The sequence below is a fragment of the Acinetobacter sp. 22323 genome (assembly GCF_052044895.1).
Classification (GTDB): Bacteria; Pseudomonadota; Gammaproteobacteria; order Pseudomonadales; family Moraxellaceae; genus Acinetobacter; species Acinetobacter schindleri.
In genome coordinates, this window is record NZ_JBQEOL010000006.1 from 122,310 (window position 1) to 144,781 (window position 22,472).

Consider the following 22,472-nt stretch of genomic DNA (forward strand, 5'->3'; position numbering starts at 1 on the left):
CAACGATGAGTTATTTTGGCACCGATGGTATCCGTGGCAAGTTTGGCGAATTGCCAATTACGCCTGAGTTTGCGCTTAAATTAGGCTTTGCTGCAGGAAAGGTACTAAAGCGATATAGCAAGAAAAATAAACCGCTGGTGGTGATGGGAAAAGATACGCGTTTATCAGGCTATATTTTAGAATCTGCCTTACAGGCAGGCCTGAACGCAGCAGGTGTTTATGTACATTTACTGGGCCCATTACCGACTCCTGCAATTGCCCATTTGACCCGTGCACTGCATGCCAGTCTGGGTATTGTTATTTCAGCTTCTCATAATCCGTATTTTGATAACGGGATTAAATTTTTCTCTAGTGAAGGCAAGAAACTACCGGATGCCTTACAAGATGAAATTAATCAGGAGCTCGAAAAAGAAATAAGTATTGAAGATACGGCGAACCTGGGTAAAAGTTTCCGTGTCAAAGATGCTAATGGTCGTTATATCGAATTCTGTAAATCGACTTTCCCATATCATTTAGATCTGAATGATTTAACGATTGTAGTGGATTGTGCCAATGGGGCAGCCTATAACGTGGGTCCTGCAGTGTTCCGTGAATTGGGCGCAAAAGTTATTGCAATGTTTGATGATCCTGATGGTCTCAATATCAATAAAGACTGTGGCTCAACACATCCTGAGAATCTGCAAAAAGCAGTCGTTGAATATCAGGCTGATCTTGGGATTGCCTTTGATGGAGATGCTGACCGTGTCATTATGGTCGACAAAAACGGTGAGCAGATTACTGGTGACCATATTCTGTATATCCTTGCGACTCAGGCCAAAAATAAGCCAGCAGGAATTGTAGGCACACTCATGAGTAATATGGCGCTGGAACTGGCTCTAGAAAAAGCCCAAGTCCCATTCTTGCGTGCCAAGGTGGGTGACCGTTATGTATTACAAGGTCTGGAGCAAAAGGGCTGGGTCACTGGCGGTGAGCCATCCGGTCATATCCTGACATTAGACAAGAGCACCACGGGTGATGCCATTATTGCTGCGCTACAAGTATTGACAGTGATGGTCGAGCAGAAGAAAGCCCTGCATGAACTGGTAGCTGATTTCCGCTTGTTACCGAACGTATTGGTCAATGTACGTCTGGATGCCATGTTTGATCCGTACGCCGTCCCTGCGCTTGCTGCTGAATTTGAAAAAGCAGAACAACAGCTGAAAGGCCGTGGCCGCTTGCTGATTCGTAAGTCAGGTACTGAGCCGGTTATTCGTGTTATGGTGGAAGGCGAAGACCTGGATGAAGTCACTACACTGGCCCATTCATTGGCAGATGCTATACGTGCCAATGCTGCCTAAACTTGCTGACTGATTATAGAGAGATGGAATGACTGATTTAATTAAAGATCTGAGTGAACTACGCCTGAATTATCAGAAAGGCGAGCTGCTTGAGGATCAGGTTAAACTGGATCCACATGAACAGTTTTTGCTCTGGTTTAACCATGCCCTGGCAGCGCAATTGCATGAGCCTTATGCCATGTCACTGGCTACGGCAAATGCGCAAGGTCGTCCGCATGTACGCACAGTCTTGCTACGTGGGGCGACTCCAGATGGTTATGCTTTCTATACCAATTATGATAGCCAGAAAGGGATGGACCTTGAGGTAAATCCTTATGCTGAGTTGTTATTTTACTGGCAGGAGCAGGAACGACAAATCCGTGTTTCTGGGCGTGTAATTAAAATCTCCGAAGAAGAATCCACAGATTATTATCATAAGCGTCCACGTGACAGTCAGATTGCTGCGCATGTCAGTACGCCCCAGAGTGGTGTGATTGCCAGTCGTGATGAGCTGCAGCAGCGTTTCTGGGACTATCATGATACGATGGCGAACCAGGAACAGCTTGATAAGCCAGAATTCTGGGGTGGTTACCGTTTAGTACCTGATTATTATGAATTCTGGCAAGGACGTCCAAATCGTCTGCATGATCGTCTGAGTTATACCAAGAATGACGATGCCTGGACATTGCAGCGACTGATGCCATAAATGCCAAAACTTGAAATCAAGCAGCGCCCTTTACTGACCCATCCTGAATCTTTTCAGGACGTACCGTCTTTTATTGCAGAGATTCTGGCACGCCGTGGAGTGGAATCACAGCAGGAGCTTGAGCTGAAACTCAAGCATCTGTTGGCACCGAGCATGAAAGGCTTGCCGGAAGCCATTCAGCTGATCGATGCAGCGATTGATGCAGGTCAGAAAATCGTGATTGTCGGTGATTATGATGCCGATGGTGCCACCAGTACCGCATTAATGCTGCTGGCACTGCGTGATATGGGAGCGGATGTTGATTATCTGGTCCCCGACCGTTTTAAATATGGCTATGGCTTAACGCCGGCAATTGCTGATCTGGCATTTGCCAGTTTTACCCCTGATCTGCTCATTACTGTGGATAATGGTATTTCCAGTCATGACGGGGTGAAGCAGGCACAAGATCATGGTATGCAAGTGATTATCACTGATCACCATCTTACCACCAAACCGACACCTGCTGCTGAAGCGGTGGTCAATCCAAATCAGCTTGGTTGTGAATTCCCAAGCAAGGCATTGGCTGGGGTAGGCGTGGCTTTCTATGTATTAGCCAATCTATCTACCCATCGTAAGAAGCTTGGTAAGTCTTCTACAGTAATCACCAACTATCTGGATCTGGTGGCACTGGGAACGTATGCAGATGTAGCTAGCCTGGACTATAACAACCGCATTCTGGTTGATGCTGGACTGAAACGGATACAGCAGCACTTATGCCGTCCAGGGATTAGTGCACTGCTGGAAATCGCAGGGCGGGATGCAGCAACGTTAAAAGCCCAAGATCTCGGTTTTGTACTCGGTCCGCGCATTAATGCGGCTGGACGTATGGAAACCATGGATATCGGGATTGAATGTCTGCTCGCTAAAGATCTGGCAACTGCTTATCCACTCGCAGAACAGCTGAATCAGCTCAATGTCGAGCGCCGTCAGGTCGAAGGCAAGATCAAGCAGGAGGCGCTGGCTGAACTGGAAAAAATCCAGCTGGATGAAACAGAACTGCCGGCTGCTCTGATCATGTTTGAACAGCATTGGCATCAAGGCGTGATTGGAATTGTCGCTGGACGTTTAAAAGAACAGTTCCATCGTCCAAGTATTGTTTTTGCTGCAGATGAAGATGGCATTCATATCAAGGGTTCTGCACGTTCAATTGAGGGGATTCATATCCGTGACGCGATTGAGCGGGTGGCTGAACAAAATCCACACATTGTCAGTCACTTTGGTGGGCATGCAGCAGCAGCAGGACTGACCATTAAAAAAGCACATTTTGCTGAATTTAAGCAGACCTTTGAACAGTTAATTGGCAGTATGGATGAAAGTCTGTTTACTGCAACGTTATGGACTGATGGTGAGCTGCCAGCCTCTGCATTTCAGATTGATACAGTAGATCTTCTGCATAATCTGAGCCCATGGGGACAAAAGTTTCCACAACCCATATTTGAAGGCATATTTAAAGTATTGGATTATCGCTGGCTTAAAGAGGTACATCTGAAGCTGCGAGTGGCGCTGGAAAATGGACAGGTGGTGGATGCGATTGCTTTTAATGCAGCCAGTAAATATCAGTTCGATCCAATGCATGACAGTGTACGTCTGGTTTATGAACTGGACAAAAATATCTTTAATGGCAATGTCAGTTTGCAGATGCGGATTGCACATCTGGAACAGTAAATAAAAAAACCGCTCAATTGAGCGGTTTTTTTATACTCTCTAATATTTAATTAGAAACGGAATGTACCGTTAATACCAAAGGAGTCGGCACCATCAGTTGTAGTGTAATTTAGACCAGCAGCAATCGTTGGAGTAAAGAATTTTTGAGTACGGATACCAAAAATAGTATCTGAATCATCTGCAGTAGAATCTGCAAGAGAAACACCTACACTGAATGTAGGATCAATATATATGTCAGCAGCTAAACGATAAGTCGTTTCATCACCAATGTAAGTTAAGCCTTCGAAATTAGTAAAATGATTACCAATTTGAGTCACATATTTAGCGCGTAGAGATACTGCGGTGTCATCACCTACAGTTAATGCATTTAAGAAGTTAGTGGTGAAACCATAATTTGCAACTTGTACAGGATCAATATTTTCATTTGCTAGTCCTGCTGCTAATAACAGGCCATTAATTGGTAAATAGCCTAATTCAATTGCATACCCAGTATTATCTTCATTAGCAAAATCAACTTTATTAAGGGCACCGCTCACATAAAACTGCGTATTGGGAATAAAGAATTCACCACTAATGCCAATTACATCGATATCTTCATCTCCATCACCACTTGCATTGGCATAACCAAGGCCAATATTGCTTATTTTATCCATAAACGCTGCTTCAGCTAAAGGACTACCTTTAATCTGCACGCCATTTAAGTAATATTTTCCATTGATAAATAAAGTATCTAAATCACCCGCATTATCAATATCAGTATTTTCATATCCAATATTGAGTTCGGCTTGATAAGCATTTGTCATTCCACAAGCAGCAAATAAGGCTGTAATTAAAGCAATTTTCTTAAACATTTAAAGCTCTCGGTTGTTATTGATAAAACTTGAAATTTTATACTTGTAACAAATTGTATGTTTTTTATTCTTATGGTCAAGACCATTGGTCTTATTTTGGTGCATTAAAAAGCCCCTCCGAAGAAGGGCTTTTTTATTAAAGCTATGTCTAACTCAGATTAGAAGCGGTATTTTGCAGCTACACCAAATTTGTTGTAGTCATTATTACCTGCTTCACCAAAGCCTACACGGCCTTCAAGGCTAACTTGCTGGTTGATGAATTTACGTGCACTCACACCAAATTCACTACGGTCGGTAAGGTCATTGTTCTGATAGTCAGCACCAACGCTTAAAGTTTTATCGATAAAGTAGTCAGCTTTCAGGTTGTACTCATCAAGATCACCAAAAGCGGCACCAGCTTCAAGGTTAATGTCTTTACCGTTGCTTAAGGTAGTCACATATTTTGCACGAAGTGTTGGATCTACACCGTCATCACGGTCGTTATCCCATCCTTTCACACCAGCAGCAATCAATAAGCCTGGTGCTGGAAGGTAACCCACTTCTGCAGCATAAGTCGTCAGGTCATTATCGAAGTCATCATTGTCTTGTAAATCATGACCACTCACCTTACCACCTAAATAGAAGTCTGAATTCGGTACAAAGTATTCTGCACCGACACCGTAACGATGTGCTTCAGCATCACCAATTTCATCATATTGGTATTCAGCTTTCACATTGCTTGCACGATCAAGGAAAGCAGCTTCGGCTAATGGTGAATTACGCGTTTGTACAGGATTAAAGTAGTAAGTGCCATCTACACCGAAAGAGCCGCTTGAACTACCGTTGTCCGGATCTGTTAAGCCTGCTGATGCACCAATTTCTGCTTGATAAGCATGTGCTGCGGTACCCGTAAAAGCTACGGCTGAAATTAGTGCTGAAGCGATTGCTAATTTTTTCATGCGGATACTCCCCTCTGAAATTTTGGCTGGGATTTAATACATTTTTTGTTACAGTTTCAGTCTAGCCCAAATCGACAGATCGTCAATCAAGGGAAAGTTACATTAATGTCAATTCAGTAATTTTGTGTAATTTTATGATTTTAATTCATTGAAATATAAACAAAAAAAACAATGTTTTGTTTTATTAAAACTATGTAAAGATTGTGAATTTTAGAGATTTTGATTAATAAATAATCAGAAAATTTATGATTAAATAGACTGGTTGAGTTTTAAAAAATTAGAAATTTTTCATTAATAAAATTCATTTTGAATGCATTTTCTCTCTATATGAAGATGAATCAACACTGCTAAATTGATTGAGTTGAATTATTGAAATAAATATTTATGGCAGGCAGAAATCATACAGATGTCCTGTTAAAACTGCGGGAAAGGACTGTGATATAATTGCCTGCTAAAAATTTATGCCTTATTGATTGAGAGAAATTCACGTGGAAATTAATCCTTATCTACTCCAGCTAAAAGACTTGAACGAACGTGGTCAAACACTACGGGGGTATCTTTGACTACGATCTGAAAAAAGAGCGTTTGGAAGAGGTTCTCCGTGAATTAGAAGATCCAGCCATCTGGAATGATCAGAACCGTGCACAGGCTATGGCCAAAGAAAAAGGCGAGCTTGAGAATGTACTGAATGTACTGGATGGTCTGGCGAATCAGCTTGAAGATGCACAAGCCATGCTTGATCTGGCTGTAGAAGCCGATGAAGAAGCCATGCTTGAAGATGTTCAGGCAGAATTGACAATAGCAGAAGAAGAGCTGGCAAAGCTTGAATTCCGTCGTATGTTCAGTAATCCGATGGATCCGAATCCATGCTATGTGGAAATTCAGGCAGGTTCAGGTGGTACGGAAGCACAAGACTGGGCATCGATGCTGCTACGTATGTACATGCGCTGGATTGAACGTCATGGTTTTAAAGCTGAATTAATGGAAGAATCTGACGGGGATGTCGCCGGGATTAAATCCGCGACGATTCGTGTCGAAGGTGAGTATGCCTATGGCTGGTTACGTACCGAATCTGGGGTACACCGTCTAGTACGTAAATCACCATTCGACTCGGGTAACCGCCGTCATACTTCATTCTCTGCAGTATTTGTATCGCCTGAAGTAGATGACAATATTGAGATTGAAATCAATCCTTCAGATGTCCGTACCGATACTTACCGTGCCTCGGGTGCCGGTGGTCAGCACATTAACAAAACTGACTCTGCGGTACGTCTGACCCATATTCCAACCGGTATTGTGGTGGCCTGTCAGAACCAGCGTTCACAACATGCCAACCGTGACCATGCCTGGAAGCAGTTGCGTGCCAAGCTGTATGAGCTGGAAATGAACAAGCGTAATGAAGCTGCACAGGCATTGGAAGATTCCAAGTCTGATATCGGCTGGGGTAGCCAGATCCGTTCTTATGTCCTTGATGATTCACGTATCAAGGATTTGCGTACAGGGGTAGAAAATTCCAATACTGGCGCAGTTCTGGACGGTGATCTGGACAAATTTATCGAAGCAAGCCTGAAACAGGGCCTGTAAGAAATCGTTTAAAAGCTGGCGTAACAAAGCTTTAACAGACTGTGACTCTTATATCTAAATTATTCGATATATAAATCGAAAAAATACGATATAATGATCGCAGATGCTGAATGAAGTTTCGTTGCGCCACTGATTATGATGTGCCTATGGACCTTGATCTAATTTTTAAAGCCTTAGCCAATCCGACCCGTCGACAAATTCTGGAGTGGTTAAAATCTCCGGAGCAATATCTGTCTGCGGAAGAGTGTGGTGGCTTTCAACGTGGGGTCTGTGCAGGTCAAATTGAACGTTTGGGCCAGGTTTCACAGTCCACTATGTCCAATCACCTGTCGGTGTTACAGCAGGCTGGACTGATCACTGCAACCAAGCATGGACAGTGGTCATATTTCTCCCGCAATGAAACTTTGATTCAGCAATTTATCGAACACCTACAACAACACCTTTAACAGGTGGGAGTAACGATGGCTGAATTAAATTCTCCTTTAACGCTTGGTGCGTTAGAGCTTAAAAACCGTGTCATCATGGCGCCGCTGACCCGTAGTCGCGCAACTGCTGATCGCGTTCCAACCCCAATGATGGTCGAGTACTATGCGCAACGTGCAAGCGCTGGCCTGATCATTTCTGAAGCGACAGTGATTTCTGAAGAAGCCAACGGCTATTTAAATACTCCAGGATTATTTACCGATGCGCAGGTCGAAGGCTGGAAAAAGGTCACTCAAGCGGTTCATGAGAAGGGCGGTCTAATCGTTGCCCAACTATGGCATGTGGGGCGTGTTTCTGATCCAGAGCTGTTAAATGGTGAAACACCGGTATCGGCGAGTTCAGTACAACAGGCCGGTCACGTCAGCCTGTTACGTCCTAAGCGCCCTTATGTTCTTCCACGTCCGCTGGAAATCTCAGAAATTCATGCCATTACCGAGCAATATAAGCAGGCTGCAATTCGTGCCAAAGACGCCGGTTTTGATGGGGTAGAGTTGCATGGCGCCAATGGTTATCTGATTGACCAGTTCCTGCAAACCAAGACCAACAAGCGTGAAGATGAATACGGTGGTTCTGTTGAAAACCGGACTCGTTTCCTGCTGGAAGTGGTGGATGCCTTGATCGAAGTCTGGGGCGCGGATCGTGTTGGTGTGCATCTGGCACCACGTTGTGATGAGCATGACATGGGTGATGATGATCCACGTGAAACATTTGGTTATGCCATGGAGCAGCTGGGCAAACGTCAAATCGCGTTTTTCTTTACTCGTGAATATCTGGCTGAAGACAGTATTTCTGAATATATGAAACAGCGTTCAGGTGGCGTGCCGTATATTGCCAACATGCGCTTGAGCCGTGAGAATGCTATTGAACTTTTAGCCTCAGGTAAAGCAGATGCAGTCGCATTTGGTAAGGCCTATATTGCGAATCCTGACCTATACGAACGTCTGTTGCAAGATGCACCGCTGAACGAGCTAAAACTGGAAAATATGATCGGCAGTCAGGCGGCTGAGGGTTATATTGATTACCCGACTTTGGCCGAAGTAAAAGTTTTAAGCACAATAGAATAATCTGAAAATGAGCTACATCGGTTAACATGTCGATGTGGCTCTGTTATATTTTGCCGATTCACTCAATTTCGGGGCAACATTTGGCTACTCCTTTTTGGTATAACGCAGCCTTGGCGCTAGCGAAACCGCTTTATCAATCCCGTATACGTAAACGTGCGACCAGTCCGGAACAATTAGAACAAGAACTGCTGGAACGTTTTGGTCCTTTCCAGTCCCCTAAAAACCTGCAGGCAATCTGGTTTCATGTAGTATCCGTAGGGGAAACCAATGCCGCTCAACCTTTAATTGAACATTATTTAAAACTTGGGCATCCGGTTCTAGTGACCAATACCACCAAGACCGGGCAGGCACGCGCTAAATCTCTTTTTCTTAAAGAACCCTATTTAAATTTATTTCAGGCAGTTTATTTACCTGCCGATCAAAAACATCTGATTCAGGATTTTTATCAGAAATATCAGCCGAAATTATTGCTATTAATGGAAACTGAGCTCTGGCCAAATCTCATTGATCAGGCAAAGAATTATAAGGTGCCTTGTCTGTTGCTGAATGCCCGTCTTTCAGAAAAATCAGCTCAAGGTTATGCCAAGGTCAAAGGGCTAACCCGTGGCATGCTGAACGCAATGCAGCAGCTATTGGCTCAGGATCTTGCAACCCAACAACGTTATATTGATTTAGGCATCGAAACTAAAAAAACCCAGATTTTAGGTAATATCAAGTTTGATATTACGGCACCGCAGCAATTTATTGATCATGCGGCTCAATTGAAACAGGAATGGTCTTTGCAAGGCCGTAAGATCATTACTCTCGCCAGTACGCATGCGCCTGAAGAACAGCAATTGATGGCTGAACTTAAATCTGCACTGGATGCAGATCCAGCATTAGTTTGTATCGTAGTGCCACGCCATCCGGAACGTTTTGATGAGGTGTTCCAGGCTGCACAGTCCTTAGGTTTAAGAACCCAGCGCCGTAGTGTGGGGCAACGTATCGAAGAAGATACTCAGGTTTATCTGGCAGATTCCATGGGCGAGATGTGGCTCTGGTATGCCTTGAGCCAAGCCTGTTATGTTGGTGGCTCTTTGAATGAACCAGGTGGTGGACATAATATTCTGGAGCCGATCGCACTAAATGTGCCTACGATTCTGGGTAAGAATTATTTTAACTTCCAGACTATTGTCGATGAGTTTGTTGAAGCTCAAGCTGTAGAAGTGGTAGAGAATGTTCAGCAGGCAGCTACAACTTTGCTGAAGATTCTAAATAATTCATCCAAGGCAGAAAGTTTAAATACCGCAGCACAAAAGATTATGCAGCAGAATCAGGGTTCGCTTGCCAAGCATATTGCAGTAATAGATCAGTATTTGTAAAACTGCACCACACTCGCATATATCGGTTTACTACTAAAAGTTTAATTGTAGAGATGACCTACTTTTCAGAGATGAAAAGTAGCAAAAATCTTTTGTTTGATTGAGGATACATCCATGTACCCTAATCAAACGGGTGACATCCATGTCACCTGTCACGAATGCCAATGGCGAGTTGTTATTCCTATATGACTCATTGTTGTGCTGATGATTGTCGTGCAGACAATGCGTTACTGAATTAAATCTTTTGATTGGTTTTTAGTTATGAACATCGTCCTACTTGATCCTCGTCAAACCCAATCTGAGATTTGGACGATCAGTGCCAAACGCCAATTGGAACATTTGCAGACACATTTGGACATTCAAGTCGGTGATACGCTAAAAGTGGGTATCCGTGAAGGGAAACGGTATCTCACAGAAATTAGCGAAATTACAGAAAAAATAGTTCGTCTCAAACCCTTAAAAGAAGAAGCTGTGCCTGCGAAGTTGCCAGTGACGCTGATTGTGGCTTTACCACGTCCAAAGGTACTGCGTCGTCTGATAATGGATGCGGTGACACTTGGGGTGGAGAAGATCATTCTGCTGCATAGCTATCGGGTTGATAAAAGCTATTGGCAAACTCCATTTTTACAACAGTTAGATCATTATATAGAGCTGGGACTGGAACAGGCCGGGGATACGATTGCGCCGAAAATTGAACTCTATAAACGTTTTAAGCCCTTTGTAGAAGATGTACTACCGACCTTGATTAGTACAGATTGCCCGGCTTATGTGGCGCATCCTTATGCTGAAAGCAAAATGCCTTTTGCAATTGAGCGTCCGTGTACGGTGGTAATTGGACCAGAAGGCGGTTTTATTCCTTATGAAGTAGATCTGCTTATAAAAAACGGCTGCCAGGCTGTGAGCCTTGGCAACCGTATTATCCGTACTGAAACAGTAATCCCTTATGTCTTAGGTCGACTGTTTAGCACGGCCTGAAGCATCTTCAATACTTTCACCACGGTACACTTTTACTTCCTGTACAGGGTAAGGAATTGAAATGCCATGTTCCGCAAAGGCTTCAATCACATGTTCCTGAACAGTGCTGATTGAATTACCTGTAGAATTTTCCTGGGTATCGACCCACCAGGTTACCGTCAGATTAATCGAGAAATCAGCCAGTTGAGTCACATTGACATTAAAAGCAGGCTGGCTGAGGATCAACTGATCCTTGTCCAGAATTGCCATAATGATACTCTTGGCTTTCTGTACATCATCTTCGTAGCCAATACCAACCACAAACTGACAGCGGCGGCGTGGATAAGCCGTATTTACCGTCACGGCACTGGTATAAACCGTTGCATTTGGAATCACAATACGGCGGCCATCGGGTGAGCGCAGGAAAGTTGCACGAATCTGGATATCTTCTACCGTCCCTTCCATGCCTGAGACAATAATATCATCGCCAATTTTAAACGGTTCACCGAGCAGAATCAGCACGCCGGACAACAGGTTCTGGAAAATATCCTTGAAGGCGAAACCGATCGCCACCGAACCAATCCCCAAGGCACTCATCAGCTGCCCGGGTGTAAAGCCTGGAATGGCAATGACCATGGCAATCAGGAAGCCAATAAAAATAATTGCAGATGTACCGACACGGTTAAGTACCAATACCAGGTTCTGTTTACTGTAACTCCGTTCACCAATCGCTTTACGCACAAAAAACTTGAACAGTTTCGAAAGCAGGTAAAAGATACTGAAAACTACCAGTGCGATACAGATATAAGGCAGGCGCTCCCAAAACGCCTCAATAAATTTATCGACGGTTGAATACGCATCATTATATTTAGCCGTGTGCTCAATGACGGTCTGAGCAGTTTTTTCAGTTGCTTGATGCAACAGCTCAGTGGTCTCTTCAGTCACTTGGCTTAGAGCATTGTCTTTTTCAGCCACGAGTATCCCGATTATAAAAAAATCGCATTATTTTGCCTGATTTTTACATTGAACTTAATAGAAAGTTGCATAGCCCTTGCGGGTGGTAGCAAAATTTAACATAAGCTTAAAAATATTCTGTCCCTTGCTGGATCACTTCCTGTGGACTTTCCAGCTCACCACTTCCCATCATAAAGGATACTATGCTGCTAGCAGCAAATAGACTTAACACGGTCAATAGTATCATCAGCCAGGCCAGAATTTTTTCCCAGACTGCAGTTGGTCGCGGTGCACCAAAGCGGTTATGTCCTGCTGTGCCTCTTGCCAGCAGCAGATAGAAAATAAATAAAATATTAACCATCGGCACTAGCATCAGCAGCATCAGCCAGCCAGATTTATTCAGGTCATGCAGGCGGCGTGCCACTACCACAATATAGAAATACAGATAGAACACAACTAACAGCAGATAGCCCAAGCCAGCCAGACCAGTCAGCGCATCAACAAACTGCCAATTATCCAGAGACAAGGTGGTCAGGCTGAAAATACCGCTGACCAGACTGAGGGCAATCGAAGCAAAGAAAAAAATGATATGCAGGAAAGCGTACCAGCCAATAAAGCTGAGCCGGCCAAAGCGCCCTTCAAGAGATAGCGGATTATCATTGGAAGGTGCCGGAGAGCGGGAGAAGAATGGCGAAGTATCTTTAGAGTTCATGGGCTGAGCCAGTTCAAGTAATTGAAAACAGGCAAACATGTTTGCCTGTAAGGAAGTATAAAAATTCAACACCATTATAAGATTAAACGGAATGGTGAGATACGAAAACTAGACAGGAATGTATTGGATTCACCTGTAAACCTATGTTTTAAATGAATTGATCAGAATACGACCAAAGCATGATTGTCCAATTTGAGATAAGCCGTTCATACTGAGCTATGCATAAAAAACAATCAATAACGTGGCATCAACCTCTCGTGATGAGAGGGAATAAGATCAAGGAAGTAAATAATGAAAGAGATCTATCCTGTACCAGCAGAATTTAAAAAAACCGCACGGACCACCGAGGCTGAATATTTCGAACGCTATCAGCGCTCTATTGAAGAACCGGATGAATTTTGGGCCGAGCAAGCCCAGCGCCTTGACTGGATCAAGCCATTTACCAAAGTTAAAGATACCAGCTTCGACAAAGATAATTTCAAGATCGAATGGTTTGCTGATGGCCAGCTGAATGTCAGTGCCAACTGTCTGGACCGCCATCTAAAAGAGCATCCTTATAAGCCGGCAATTATCTGGGAAGGCGATCATCCATCCCGTCACAAGATTATCTCTTTTCATGAGCTGTATGATGAAACCTGCCGCTTTGCCAATGTTCTGAAAAAGAATGGCATCAAGAAAGGTGACCGTGTGGTGCTGTACATGCCAATGGTCTCTGAAGCTGCGATTGCCATGCTGGCCTGTGCCCGTATCGGCGCAGTACATTGCGTGGTATTTGGCGGTTTCTCGCCAGACTCGCTGGCTAGCCGTATTGAGGACAGTCAGGCGAAAATGGTCATCACGGCTGACTCCGGTATGCGTGGCGGCAAGCAGATTCCACTGAAAGCCAATGTAGATGAAGCCCTGAAAATTGCTGGTACTGAATCAGTAGAGCATGTCATGGTGGTGCATCGCACGGGTAATCCGATCGAAATGAAAGAAGGTCGGGATCTGTGGTATCACATGGAAATCATGACGGTCAATGAGATCTGCCCACCTGAACCCATGAATGCAGAAGATCCACTGTTTATTCTGTATACATCAGGCTCAACAGGCAAGCCAAAAGGGGTACTGCATACCACCGGTGGTTATCTGACGTATGTGAACTCTAGCTTCCGCGAAGTTTTCGACATCAAGCAGGATGATGTGTTCTGGTGTACCGCTGATGTGGGCTGGATTACGGGTCATTCCTATGTACTGTATGGTCCATTGTCGAATGGTACGACAACAGTGATGTTTGAAGGCGTACCACAATATCCAAGCTGGGCACGTACCGGGCATATCGTGGACAAGCACAATGTCACCATCCTCTATACTGCCCCAACTGCGATTCGCGCCATGATGCGTGAAGGGGATGCCTTTGTGCGTGAAAGTGACCGCAGCAGCCTGCGCCTGCTTGGTTCCGTCGGGGAACCGATTAATCCGGAAGCCTGGAACTGGTACTACAGTGTGGTAGGTGAAAGTCGCTGTCCAATCGTGGATACCTGGTGGCAAACCGAAACCGGTGGTTTCATGATTACCCCATTACCGGGTGCGACCGATCTGAAACCGGGCTCTGCAACCCGGCCATTCTTTGGTGTGCAGCCAGCGATTGTTGATGCTGAAGGCAAAGAGATGGAAGGTGCAGTGGAAGGTAATCTGGTGATCAAGGATTCCTGGCCAGGTCAGATGCGCACCATCTGGGGTGATCCGGAACGCTTTATCGAGGCATATTTCTCGACTTATCCGGGGACCTATTTCACGGGTGATGGTGCGCGTCGGGATGAAGATGGCTATTACTGGATTACCGGTCGTGTCGATGACGTGCTGAATGTATCCGGTCATCGTCTGGGAACAGCTGAAATTGAAAGTGCGTTGGTGGCACATGAGTCTGTAGCTGAAGCTGCAGTCGTGGGTATGCCGCATGATATTAAAGGTCAGGGTATCTGTGCTTTCGTGACTCTGCAGGCAGGAACCGAGAGTACGGAAGAACTGCGTGCTGAACTGGTGGCCTGGGTGCGCAAGATTCTTGGACCAGTCGCGACGCCAGATGCACTGCACTGGGCGCCGGCATTACCGAAAACCCGTTCTGGTAAAATCATGCGCCGTATCTTGAGAAAAATTGCAGCGAATGAACTGGATAGCTTAGGTGATACTTCAACTTTAGCCGAACCACAGGTGGTGGATAACCTGATTGCCGAAGTGCAAAGAACCGCTTAAATTTTTATAAAATCAAGAGAATACCGGCTTTCTTTAGCCGGTATTTTTATATCACTGATAAGCTCTGCATGCTTTCGGATATGGGCTCCGAACTTGATCTGTTAAGCTTCTGGCATGCTGTAGATAGCTAAAATGAGTACAAAAGAATGAATGTGCGACAACAATACCTGGATCAATCTCCGCTTGATATTGCTCAGTCTTTGGCAGATCAGTTTGCCCTGAGCGCAGCTGAACGTGATAAACAGGGGGGCAATCCCAAGCAGCAACGCGACCTGATTCGTGACAGTGGCTTGCTCGGGTTGTCTATTCCAGAGCAATATGGCGGGCTGGGTGCAGACTGGCAGACTATTTTTCAGACCATTCAGGCAATTGCACGCGTAGACAGTTCACTGGCACATGTTTATGGCTTTCATCATTTACTGATTGCGACGGTACAGCTGTTCTCACAGCCGGAACAATATAGTCCCTGGTTTGAACAGACTGCACGTGAAAACCTATTCTGGGGCAATACCTTAAACCCGCTGGATCGCCGTACGAAAGTTAGTAAAACTTCTGACCAAGAATATATCTTCCATGGAGACAAGAGCTTCTGTTCCGGTTCAATCGACTCAGACATCCTGCTCTGTTCAGGTTATAACGAAGAGGGCCAACTACTGATTGGCGTAATTCCAACCCAGCGTGAAGGCGTCAGCTTCCTGGGTGACTGGAACAATATGGGCCAGCGTCAAACCGACAGTGGTACCAGTCATTTTGAACAGGTGAAAATTCATAAAGATGAGCTGTTATTGAATCCCGGGCCATTGAGTTCACCATATTCCAGCCTGCGTCCATTGATTGCTCAGCTGATTTTTGTGCATATGTTCCTCGGTGTAGCGGAAGGGGCGTTTGAAGTAGCCAAGCAGACTGTACAAAGTCAGAAAGCCTGGTCGAAATCACTGGTTGAAAATGCAGTCAATGATCCCTTTACCCAGAAGCATTTTGCCGATTTTTATGTACAGCTAGAAGGTGTACGTCTATTGGCAAACAAAGCCATTCAGACTTTGCAAAAGGCTTGGGATGTTGGGCCTGATCTAACAGCTGAAGAGCGTGGTGAAGTATCTATTGCCATTGCCACCGCAAAAATTGCCGCAACCAATACTTCACTGTATATCACTCAGAATATTTTCCAGGTCATGGGCGCACGGGCAACGACTGCCAAGCTAAATCTGGACCGTTTCTGGCGCAATGTACGTACTCAAACCCTGCATGATCCGGTGGATTACAAATATCAGGAAATAGGTGAATGGGTACTGACGGGTAAAGTGCCTGATCCAAGTTTTTATTCTTGATTCATCTTTTAAAAAGCCTCCATTTGGAGGCTTTTTATTGGTTAGTATTCTGACTTAAATTTGTTTAAATACTTCAATTGCCCGGACGCGGGACTGTTTTAAATCGACAATCGGTTTTGGATAATCCAGCCCTAAATCTGGATTTTTGGCATAAGGTTCATGAATGATTTTAGCATCCAGATGTGCCAGTTCTGGAACCCATTCACGGATATAGTCGCCGTTGGGGTCAAAACGCTGTGACTGATTCACCGGGTTAAAAATCCGGAAATAAGGTGCTGCATCCATGCCGGTCGAGGCACACCATTGCCAGCCGCCATTGTTAGCAGCCAGGTCACCATCAATCAGATGTTGCATAAACCAGGCTTCGCCCAGCCGCCAGTCGATCAACAGGTTTTTGCTCAGAAACATTGCAGTAATCATACGTACCCGGTTATGCATCCAGCCCGTTGCCAGCAGCTGGCGCATACCGGCATCAACAATCGGAATCCCCGTCCGGCCTTGCTGCCAGGCAGCTAAATCTTCTGGAGCATCACGCCATTCTATCGCCTTGGTATTTTCCTTAAATGGCTGATGTCTGGACACTTTAGGAAAATCGTGCAGGGTATGCTGGTAAAATTCACGCCAGAGCAGTTCATCCAACCAGGTCTGCTGACCGATATCTTCAAGCTGGAAATAACCTTGAGAAGAGGTGAATAAAGTCTGCACACACTCCCGGATTGAAAGAATACCGATATTTAGATACGGCGATAACTGGCTAGTACCATCGATCGCTGGAAAATCCCGATCGGTTTTATAATCCTTTAGCCGGTCTGCGATAAATTCATTCAGTAATTCAAAGGCGTGTTTATCTTCAACTGGCCAATATTGGTTGGCTGTTACTGGCCGATAAGCCTCAGAAAATTTATCCAAATTAAAATTAAACTGAGAAAGATCGAGTTGTAACTTAGGCTGTGCTTCAATATCTGGATAACAGGAAGGCACATCGATAAGCAGCCGTTCATAGCATTTCTTTTTAAATGCACTAAACACCTGATAAGGCTGCTGGCTTTGATTGCGGATCGAACCTAAAGGAAACAGGGTACGATCTTCATAGTATTCACAACTAATCCGATGCTGTTGCAATAATTGCTCGACAGCCTGATCACGCTGCTGCTCATTAAGCCCGGTTTCGATATTGCAGTGCACGGTGCTGATCTGAAATTGCTGGCACAGTGCCAAAAGCTGCTCTGAAATATCTTTCCAGAGTGGAATATTTAAAATTAGAAGAGGGATATTCAATGCTTCTAGCTGCTGTTTCAGGATTTTTAGCCGGCGCAGATAGAAGTCGATCTTGATCGGTGCATCCTGATGCAGTTGCCATTGTTCAGGTGACAGGATGACCAGCGCCAGACATTGCCTGCTTTGTGCTGCATGCCATAAGGCAGCATGGTCATGAAGGCGTAAGTCGTTCCGGAACCAGATCAGATGCATGACAGTTTTCTAAACCAATAAGATGCCATGCATTCTAGATAATCTGATCAAACAGAAATAGTAGAGAAATATTAAAACGTGATAGGAGCTGAAGTTTGTCACTATCAGCTCTGAATGTATTAGCCTTTGGCGAGATGGATATTTTCCAGCGTATCTACCAGAGTTCGGGTCATCTGGTCAATTTCATAATTCACTTCATCACCAACCTGAACAGATTTCCAGGTCGTTAGGCGTAGGGTTTCTGGAATCAGGTCAATCGAAATCTCACTTTTAACACGATCGACATGGTTTACTGTCAGGCTGCAACCATTCAGTCCGATAAAACCTTTCAGGAAAAAATATTTGATATTGCCAGCTGGAACCTGCAGGTCGATATGCAGGGTTTCACCGCGACGCTCGATCTGGGTGACTTGAGCTGTGCCTTCAATGTGTCCGTACAGGTTATGACCGCCATTTTCCGCACCCACTTTTGCCGAACGTTCAATATTCACTTCATCACCAACTTTAAGCGATTTTAAGGTGGTGAGTTCAAGCGTGACATTAGAAATATCAAAATGAATCTGTTGCTGTTCACGGTCAATCGTGGTCACGGTCAGACACACACCATTTACTGCGACACTGGCACCAATAAACACATCTGCAAAGAAACCTTGCTGATCACTGACAATGATCGTAATAAAGCCATTGCCTTTGCGAATTTCAACGACCTTTTCCAGGCCTTGGACAATACCGGTATACATAGTTAAAACATCTATTCTTGCAATTGCATCACATTGTAGGGAGGAATACAGAATCCGGCTAGCGTTGTACTGTACTGCCTGGTTTTCTGCCCAGATAAAAAAATCCCCTAAGCCGAGCCTTAGGGGAGTGAATGGAAAGCGCTGAGATTTATTGGAATACTTATACGAGCTCAGCGTCTTCTTGTTGCACAGCTGTTGCCTGTTGTGCTTCAAGTTCACGGACCAAAGGCAATACCTTTTGGCCAAAATATTCAACTTCTTCAATAAAGTGTAGGAAGCCAGACAGAATTAGGTCCACACCGACTTTTTTCAGTTCGATGATGCGTTCAGCAATTTGCTGCGGTGTACCAATCAGGTTGGTACGGAAGCCGTCATTGTATTGAACCAGATCTTCAAAAGTAGACTTGGCCCAGTTACCTTCACCTTCTGCGGTTGCTGCACCTGCTTCCCGCGTTGCATCACTAAAAGATCTCACGGCCTGGACATTAGCCTTGGCAACGATTTCCTGCAGTACTGCTTGTGCTTCTTCCTCAGTATCACGCGCAATAACGAAGGCATTCACACCGATTTTCACCTGATGATTGTTGGCTTTGGCCTTTTCACGGATATCATCAATCTGCTTTTTCAATTCTTCAGGCGTATTGCCATTGGTGAAGTACCAGTCGGATACACGTGAAGCCATATCGCGTGCAGCGCGGGAACTGCCCCCCTGGAAAATTTCAATATGCGGTTTCTGTACCGGCTTTGGACTCAAGCTATAGTCATTAAACTGGTAATACTTGCCATCAAAACTGAAATGATCCTGGGTCCAGACCCCTTTCAAACTGCGAATAAACTCTTCCGAACGGGCATAGCGCTGGTCATGCTCCGGCCATTCTTCACCAATTGCATCAAACTCACCGCGGAACCAGCCACTGACCACATTAATTGCAATACGGCCATTGGTCAGATGATCAATCGTTGCCAGCTGTTTAGCGGCCAGTGCCGGCTTCCATGGACCTGGCAGAATCGCAGTGATGACTTTCAAACGTTCAGTTTTTGCCAGAATACCGTGGCTAAAACTAACTGATTCATGCTGGTTTTCTGCGTTATAGCCCGCAGTAAAACGGATTTGGGTCAGGGCATAGTCAAAACCAGCCTTTTCCGCTATCTGTGCCAGACGTACATTATAGTCATAGCTCCAGTCGGTGCGCTGCTCGATGTTACTCACCACCAGACCACCGCTCACATTTGGAACCCAATATGCAAAAGTAATATGTTTGTTATTTGACATTCTTCTCACCCTCTGAAGAAGTTTTTCGTTAAGCAACTTGAGTTTTTGGTGCTTTTTTGCTGTGTAAGCGGGACTCTGCTGCATCCAGGCTAGGCACTGCTGCTGAAGGCAGCACTTCTTCCTGTTCAATCTGTTTATTGATGCCCAGGTTCTGATTGGCTTGTTGAGACTTTTCTTTAATCACTTCAGCACGTTGACCTTTGGCTGGTGTCCATTCCAGGATTGGTAATGCACGTGCGACAGCCAGTGTGATACGTGCGCGAAGCAGTTCGCTGTGAATGGTATATTCAGGTGTGAAGTCACGATCCGTTGCGTACACACCAATTGGTAATGTTTGTGCCTGAAAGAAGCTGAATAATGGACGTAATTGATGTTCAAGCACCAGTGCATGACGGTCACTGCCACCGGATGCTGCTAACAGGACAGGAACATCCACCAGCGCCGTTTGCTCTACAAAGTCGAAGAAGTGTTTGAACAGGCCAGTGAAAGAGGCACGGTAAACTGGAGTGCCGACGATCAGTGCATCCGCTGCTTCTACAGCTGCCAAATCATCCTGAACGCGTTGCGGTAACTGGTTACGGTAGATTGCGCCACCCAGTAACTGACCAATTTCACTGAATTTAATGAAATGTACATTGATAGGTGTGGCTTCACCCAGCTCATCAATAATCGCTTGTACCAGCGCTTCAGTTTTAGAAGGATGATTTAAACCACCAGAAACGGCAACGATATTGAGCGGTTTTTGTAGATCTTGATTTGACATTTTGGAACCTAAAAACAGGTTAGTCTCGGAATGAGCCTATTAATCCAAAATGCGTTCATGAGTGTAAAATAAGGAAAAGCTGAAAAGTTATCTAAATTTGAGATATAACTGAAATATTTGCTTTTTGGAAAGCCAATCGCAACTAATACATTGATATTTTGACTTATATTGAATAAGAATAAGCATTCTAGTCAGCTAATAATACATATACAAAAAAATGATGAGAATTAAATAATTAGTGAAATGCCGATATTCTAGAGTTTATGTAACGAAACTGGATATTATTTTTTAAAAATTGTACAGTCTTGCATATCGCTGACCTACCGACTACAGGTAGAATATAAGCTACCGTGCACAAGATCTCTCTCACGTCCTATGAATATTTTAATCGTTGATGATCATCCACTGTTTCGTCATGCTTTAATTCAAGCCGTTCGTTATAGCTTACCGCAAGCACAAATTCATGAAACTGCAGCAGTCAATGAATTTTATGAACGCCTGGAAAATGGTCCTGAACCTGATCTTGTGCTGCTGGATCTGAATTTACCGGGTGCTTCCGGCTTTTCTGCATTGGTGCATGTCCGTGCTCAATATCCTTCGCTTCCAATTATTGTGGTATCGGCTCACGAAGAAGTCAGCATCATTCAACGCGCAATTGCACATGGTGCGATGGGTTATATTCCAAAATCAGCACATCCAAGCCATATTGGTGAAGCGATTCGTGAAGTACTGGAAGGCGAAATCTGGTTACCGCCAAATCTGCCCGCCAATATGAACTTTGATCCGCGTGCGGCTGATGAAACTGCACTGGCTGAACGTATTCAGTCTTTGACCCCACAACAGTTCCGCGTATTGATGATGGTGGCAGAAGGCTTGCTGAACAAGCAGATTGCTTATGAACTGGATGTATCGGAAGCAACCATTAAAGCCCACGTGACGGCGATCTTCCGTAAGCTTGGCGTACAGAACCGTACCCAGGCTGTCTTGGCGATCAATGCGCTGAATATTGAAGAAAAGAAAATCTAAGCTTTTCGAAGCGCCAAAAAAAGACCTCCGCAGAGGTCTTTTTTATGGTCTGAATATCTGCTTTTAGGCAATACAGTCCTGTTTTGGCGTAAGGTCAGCACAGAACAGCGGGTTCAAGGCACATTGCAGTTCATCAATCTGTTCTTGAGTCACATAGCCTTTTGACATCAGGTATTCAGCAACACGGTCGTCACGCAGACTTAGAAAAGCTGCATCATACACACCCAGATCGACAAACAGCGCAGCCGTTTCCAGGCTGTTAAACCGATCCAGGTAAACATCATTGCCATACATCAGGAAAATATGATCCTGTTCTGACTTTGGATCGACGCGTAGGCGCTCTGCCAGCTCGATTGGCGAGGTTTTAATAAAGAGCAGCTCAGAAAGTTCATCAAACTGTGAGGTGTCCAGCTGGTCATCACCAGTTTTAACCTTGGCCAGCCATGCTTTAAATACCAGTACCGCACCACCGCGCAATAACATGCTCCAGATCTGATGACGGGTATCTTCACTTAAATCTGCAGCTTCGGTTTCCAGAGACTGAATCAGCTTCGATTCCTGCTCTGCCAGACGCTCGAACAGCCCCAGACCTTGCGGTTTATAGGCAAAAGGCTCAAACACATCAAAGTGCAGCTCTTCAAATACCTGTAGGGCGAGAGGAACTGCAGATTGATACAGGGTTTCTAGCGCTTCAATTTGAGCAGGATCAAGTTTGCTGTACTTAAACAGATTATTCCAGTCTATTGCCGGCAGCATGGCATTGGCACCGTATTGACGATGAAACTGTCGGTTCTGATTGATCTCAGTAGTAGTGTCTAAGCTCATGATTAGTCATCCTTTATGCAGTAATAAATGATCAGCTGACATGCGGATGAAGAATATAGGCATGAATAGATACTGATCGTTTCTAAGTCATATTTTTAGAGCGAAATAGGGGTATGAAAAAATACGACTAAAGTTCAAACAATCAAGTTAATCCTATATTAGTTTATATAAAATAATGACTTACA

General features: G+C 44.6%; 20 protein-coding genes. 11 read left to right on the top strand and 9 right to left on the bottom strand.

Annotated features, from left to right (window positions below):
• Window positions 1-5: 5 nt before the first annotated feature.
• From glmM to recJ, 3 genes are read left to right on the top strand one after another with little or no spacing between them, the layout of a single operon-like run.
• Window positions 6-1,337 (top strand): phosphoglucosamine mutase, encoded by a 1,332-nt coding sequence (gene glmM / locus ACTJIX_RS05915; protein ID WP_440611284.1) that lies wholly within the window; start codon window positions 6-8, stop codon window positions 1,335-1,337.
• Window positions 1,338-1,365: 28 nt separating this feature from the next.
• Complete coding sequence (gene pdxH / locus ACTJIX_RS05920) at window positions 1,366-2,022, top strand: pyridoxamine 5'-phosphate oxidase (RefSeq protein ID WP_071320165.1); 657 nt, start codon at window positions 1,366-1,368, stop codon at window positions 2,020-2,022.
• Entirely contained in the window at window positions 2,023-3,726 is a 1,704-nt protein-coding gene (recJ, locus tag ACTJIX_RS05925) for a single-stranded-DNA-specific exonuclease RecJ (RefSeq protein WP_440611285.1), read from the top strand. It begins immediately after the preceding gene.
• 50 nt (window positions 3,727-3,776) lie between these two features.
• Here recJ and ACTJIX_RS05930 read toward each other — a convergent pair whose 3' ends face one another.
• Together ACTJIX_RS05930 and ACTJIX_RS05935 are read right to left on the bottom strand one after the other, a co-directional pair.
• Window positions 3,777-4,577 carry a putative porin gene (locus ACTJIX_RS05930; RefSeq protein WP_440611286.1) on the bottom strand — a complete coding sequence of 267 codons (801 nt, stop codon included), beginning with the start codon at window positions 4,575-4,577 and terminating at the stop codon, window positions 3,777-3,779.
• Between the two features lie 158 nt (window positions 4,578-4,735).
• Window positions 4,736-5,515 (bottom strand): putative porin, encoded by a 780-nt coding sequence (locus ACTJIX_RS05935; protein WP_076752899.1) that lies wholly within the window; start codon window positions 5,513-5,515, stop codon window positions 4,736-4,738.
• 488 nt (window positions 5,516-6,003) lie between these two features.
• Between ACTJIX_RS05935 and prfB the strand changes: the two genes are divergently transcribed.
• From prfB to ACTJIX_RS05960, 5 genes are all read left to right on the top strand, one after another.
• Window positions 6,004-7,099, top strand: a protein-coding gene (gene prfB, locus ACTJIX_RS05940) for a peptide chain release factor 2 (protein WP_440611287.1) whose coding sequence is annotated in 2 segments (ribosomal slippage) — window positions 6,004-6,075 and window positions 6,077-7,099 — 1,095 coding nt in all. Because the reading frame shifts where the segments join, the coding sequence is not laid out codon by codon here.
• Between the two features lie 146 nt (window positions 7,100-7,245).
• The gene (locus ACTJIX_RS05945) at window positions 7,246-7,545 is read left to right on the top strand and encodes an ArsR/SmtB family transcription factor (protein WP_121979733.1); all 300 of its coding nucleotides are present in this window, start codon (window positions 7,246-7,248) and stop codon (window positions 7,543-7,545) included.
• A 15-nt stretch (window positions 7,546-7,560) separates the two neighbouring features.
• Window positions 7,561-8,646: an alkene reductase gene (locus ACTJIX_RS05950; protein ID WP_340817283.1), complete on the top strand. Its 1,086-nt coding sequence runs from the start codon at window positions 7,561-7,563 to the stop codon at window positions 8,644-8,646.
• Between the two features lie 80 nt (window positions 8,647-8,726).
• Window positions 8,727-10,007: a 3-deoxy-D-manno-octulosonic acid transferase gene (locus tag ACTJIX_RS05955; protein WP_440611288.1), complete on the top strand. Its 1,281-nt coding sequence runs from the start codon at window positions 8,727-8,729 to the stop codon at window positions 10,005-10,007.
• Between the two features lie 261 nt (window positions 10,008-10,268).
• Window positions 10,269-10,982, top strand: coding sequence for a 16S rRNA (uracil(1498)-N(3))-methyltransferase (locus ACTJIX_RS05960; RefSeq protein ID WP_440611289.1), 714 nt, complete (start codon window positions 10,269-10,271; stop codon window positions 10,980-10,982).
• Here ACTJIX_RS05960 and ACTJIX_RS05965 read toward each other — a convergent pair.
• Together ACTJIX_RS05965 and ACTJIX_RS05970 are read right to left on the bottom strand one after the other, a co-directional pair.
• On the bottom strand, window positions 10,956-11,936 hold the full coding sequence (locus tag ACTJIX_RS05965) for a mechanosensitive ion channel family protein (RefSeq protein WP_440611290.1): 981 nt from the start codon (window positions 11,934-11,936) through the stop codon (window positions 10,956-10,958). The two genes, ACTJIX_RS05960 and ACTJIX_RS05965, sit on opposite strands and share 27 nt — an antisense overlap.
• 106 nt (window positions 11,937-12,042) lie before the next feature.
• Entirely contained in the window at window positions 12,043-12,666 is a 624-nt protein-coding gene (locus ACTJIX_RS05970) for a DUF805 domain-containing protein (RefSeq protein ID WP_440611291.1), read from the bottom strand.
• A 252-nt stretch (window positions 12,667-12,918) separates the two neighbouring features.
• Between ACTJIX_RS05970 and acs the strand changes: the two genes are divergently transcribed.
• Together acs and ACTJIX_RS05980 are read left to right on the top strand one after the other, a co-directional pair.
• On the top strand, window positions 12,919-14,862 hold the full coding sequence (gene acs / locus ACTJIX_RS05975) for an acetate--CoA ligase (protein ID WP_076752903.1): 1,944 nt from the start codon (window positions 12,919-12,921) through the stop codon (window positions 14,860-14,862).
• A gap of 146 nt (window positions 14,863-15,008) precedes the next feature.
• The gene (locus tag ACTJIX_RS05980) at window positions 15,009-16,190 is read left to right on the top strand and encodes an acyl-CoA dehydrogenase family protein (protein ID WP_340817285.1); all 1,182 of its coding nucleotides are present in this window, start codon (window positions 15,009-15,011) and stop codon (window positions 16,188-16,190) included.
• A 54-nt stretch (window positions 16,191-16,244) separates the two neighbouring features.
• Here ACTJIX_RS05980 and phrB read toward each other — a convergent pair whose 3' ends face one another.
• The 4 genes from phrB to msuE form a co-directional block, all read right to left on the bottom strand.
• The gene (phrB, locus tag ACTJIX_RS05985) at window positions 16,245-17,660 is read right to left on the bottom strand and encodes a deoxyribodipyrimidine photo-lyase (protein ID WP_340817286.1); all 1,416 of its coding nucleotides are present in this window, start codon (window positions 17,658-17,660) and stop codon (window positions 16,245-16,247) included.
• 119 nt (window positions 17,661-17,779) lie between these two features.
• Window positions 17,780-18,400 carry a riboflavin synthase subunit alpha gene (locus ACTJIX_RS05990; RefSeq protein ID WP_108619412.1) on the bottom strand — a complete coding sequence of 207 codons (621 nt, stop codon included), beginning with the start codon at window positions 18,398-18,400 and terminating at the stop codon, window positions 17,780-17,782.
• 160 nt (window positions 18,401-18,560) lie between these two features.
• Window positions 18,561-19,673 (bottom strand): dimethylsulfone monooxygenase SfnG, encoded by a 1,113-nt coding sequence (gene sfnG / locus ACTJIX_RS05995; protein WP_346794481.1) that lies wholly within the window; start codon window positions 19,671-19,673, stop codon window positions 18,561-18,563.
• Window positions 19,674-19,701: 28 nt separating this feature from the next.
• The gene (gene msuE, locus ACTJIX_RS06000) at window positions 19,702-20,436 is read right to left on the bottom strand and encodes an FMN reductase (protein WP_440611292.1); all 735 of its coding nucleotides are present in this window, start codon (window positions 20,434-20,436) and stop codon (window positions 19,702-19,704) included.
• Between the two features lie 375 nt (window positions 20,437-20,811).
• Here msuE and ACTJIX_RS06005 point away from each other — a divergent pair, with 375 nt between their 5' ends.
• Window positions 20,812-21,462, top strand: a complete 651-nt coding sequence (locus ACTJIX_RS06005) for a response regulator (RefSeq protein WP_004813697.1) — start codon at window positions 20,812-20,814, stop codon at window positions 21,460-21,462.
• Window positions 21,463-21,525: 63 nt separating this feature from the next.
• Here ACTJIX_RS06005 and ACTJIX_RS06010 read toward each other — a convergent pair whose 3' ends face one another.
• Window positions 21,526-22,287 carry a hypothetical protein gene (locus ACTJIX_RS06010; protein ID WP_103800720.1) on the bottom strand — a complete coding sequence of 254 codons (762 nt, stop codon included), beginning with the start codon at window positions 22,285-22,287 and terminating at the stop codon, window positions 21,526-21,528.
• Between the last annotated feature and the right edge of the window lie 185 nt (window positions 22,288-22,472).

Coding starts and splice junctions, on each gene's coding strand:
- ACTJIX_RS06005 (WP_004813697.1), top strand. CDS start 20,812: ATGAATATTTTAATCGTTGATGATCATCCACTGTTTCGTCATGCTTTA.
- glmM (WP_440611284.1), top strand. CDS start 6: ATGAGTTATTTTGGCACCGATGGTATCCGTGGCAAGTTTGGCGAATTG.
- recJ (WP_440611285.1), top strand. CDS start 2,023: ATGCCAAAACTTGAAATCAAGCAGCGCCCTTTACTGACCCATCCTGAA.
- msuE (WP_440611292.1), bottom strand. CDS start 20,436: ATGTCAAATCAAGATCTACAAAAACCGCTCAATATCGTTGCCGTTTCT.
- phrB (WP_340817286.1), bottom strand. CDS start 17,660: ATGCATCTGATCTGGTTCCGGAACGACTTACGCCTTCATGACCATGCT.
- acs (WP_076752903.1), top strand. CDS start 12,919: ATGAAAGAGATCTATCCTGTACCAGCAGAATTTAAAAAAACCGCACGG.
- ACTJIX_RS05990 (WP_108619412.1), bottom strand. CDS start 18,400: ATGTATACCGGTATTGTCCAAGGCCTGGAAAAGGTCGTTGAAATTCGC.
- ACTJIX_RS06010 (WP_103800720.1), bottom strand. CDS start 22,287: ATGAGCTTAGACACTACTACTGAGATCAATCAGAACCGACAGTTTCAT.
- ACTJIX_RS05980 (WP_340817285.1), top strand. CDS start 15,009: ATGAATGTGCGACAACAATACCTGGATCAATCTCCGCTTGATATTGCT.
- pdxH (WP_071320165.1), top strand. CDS start 1,366: ATGACTGATTTAATTAAAGATCTGAGTGAACTACGCCTGAATTATCAG.
- ACTJIX_RS05935 (WP_076752899.1), bottom strand. CDS start 5,515: ATGAAAAAATTAGCAATCGCTTCAGCACTAATTTCAGCCGTAGCTTTT.
- ACTJIX_RS05930 (WP_440611286.1), bottom strand. CDS start 4,577: ATGTTTAAGAAAATTGCTTTAATTACAGCCTTATTTGCTGCTTGTGGA.
- ACTJIX_RS05970 (WP_440611291.1), bottom strand. CDS start 12,666: ATGTTTGCCTGTTTTCAATTACTTGAACTGGCTCAGCCCATGAACTCT.
- ACTJIX_RS05945 (WP_121979733.1), top strand. CDS start 7,246: ATGGACCTTGATCTAATTTTTAAAGCCTTAGCCAATCCGACCCGTCGA.
- sfnG (WP_346794481.1), bottom strand. CDS start 19,673: ATGTCAAATAACAAACATATTACTTTTGCATATTGGGTTCCAAATGTG.
- ACTJIX_RS05960 (WP_440611289.1), top strand. CDS start 10,269: ATGAACATCGTCCTACTTGATCCTCGTCAAACCCAATCTGAGATTTGG.
- ACTJIX_RS05950 (WP_340817283.1), top strand. CDS start 7,561: ATGGCTGAATTAAATTCTCCTTTAACGCTTGGTGCGTTAGAGCTTAAA.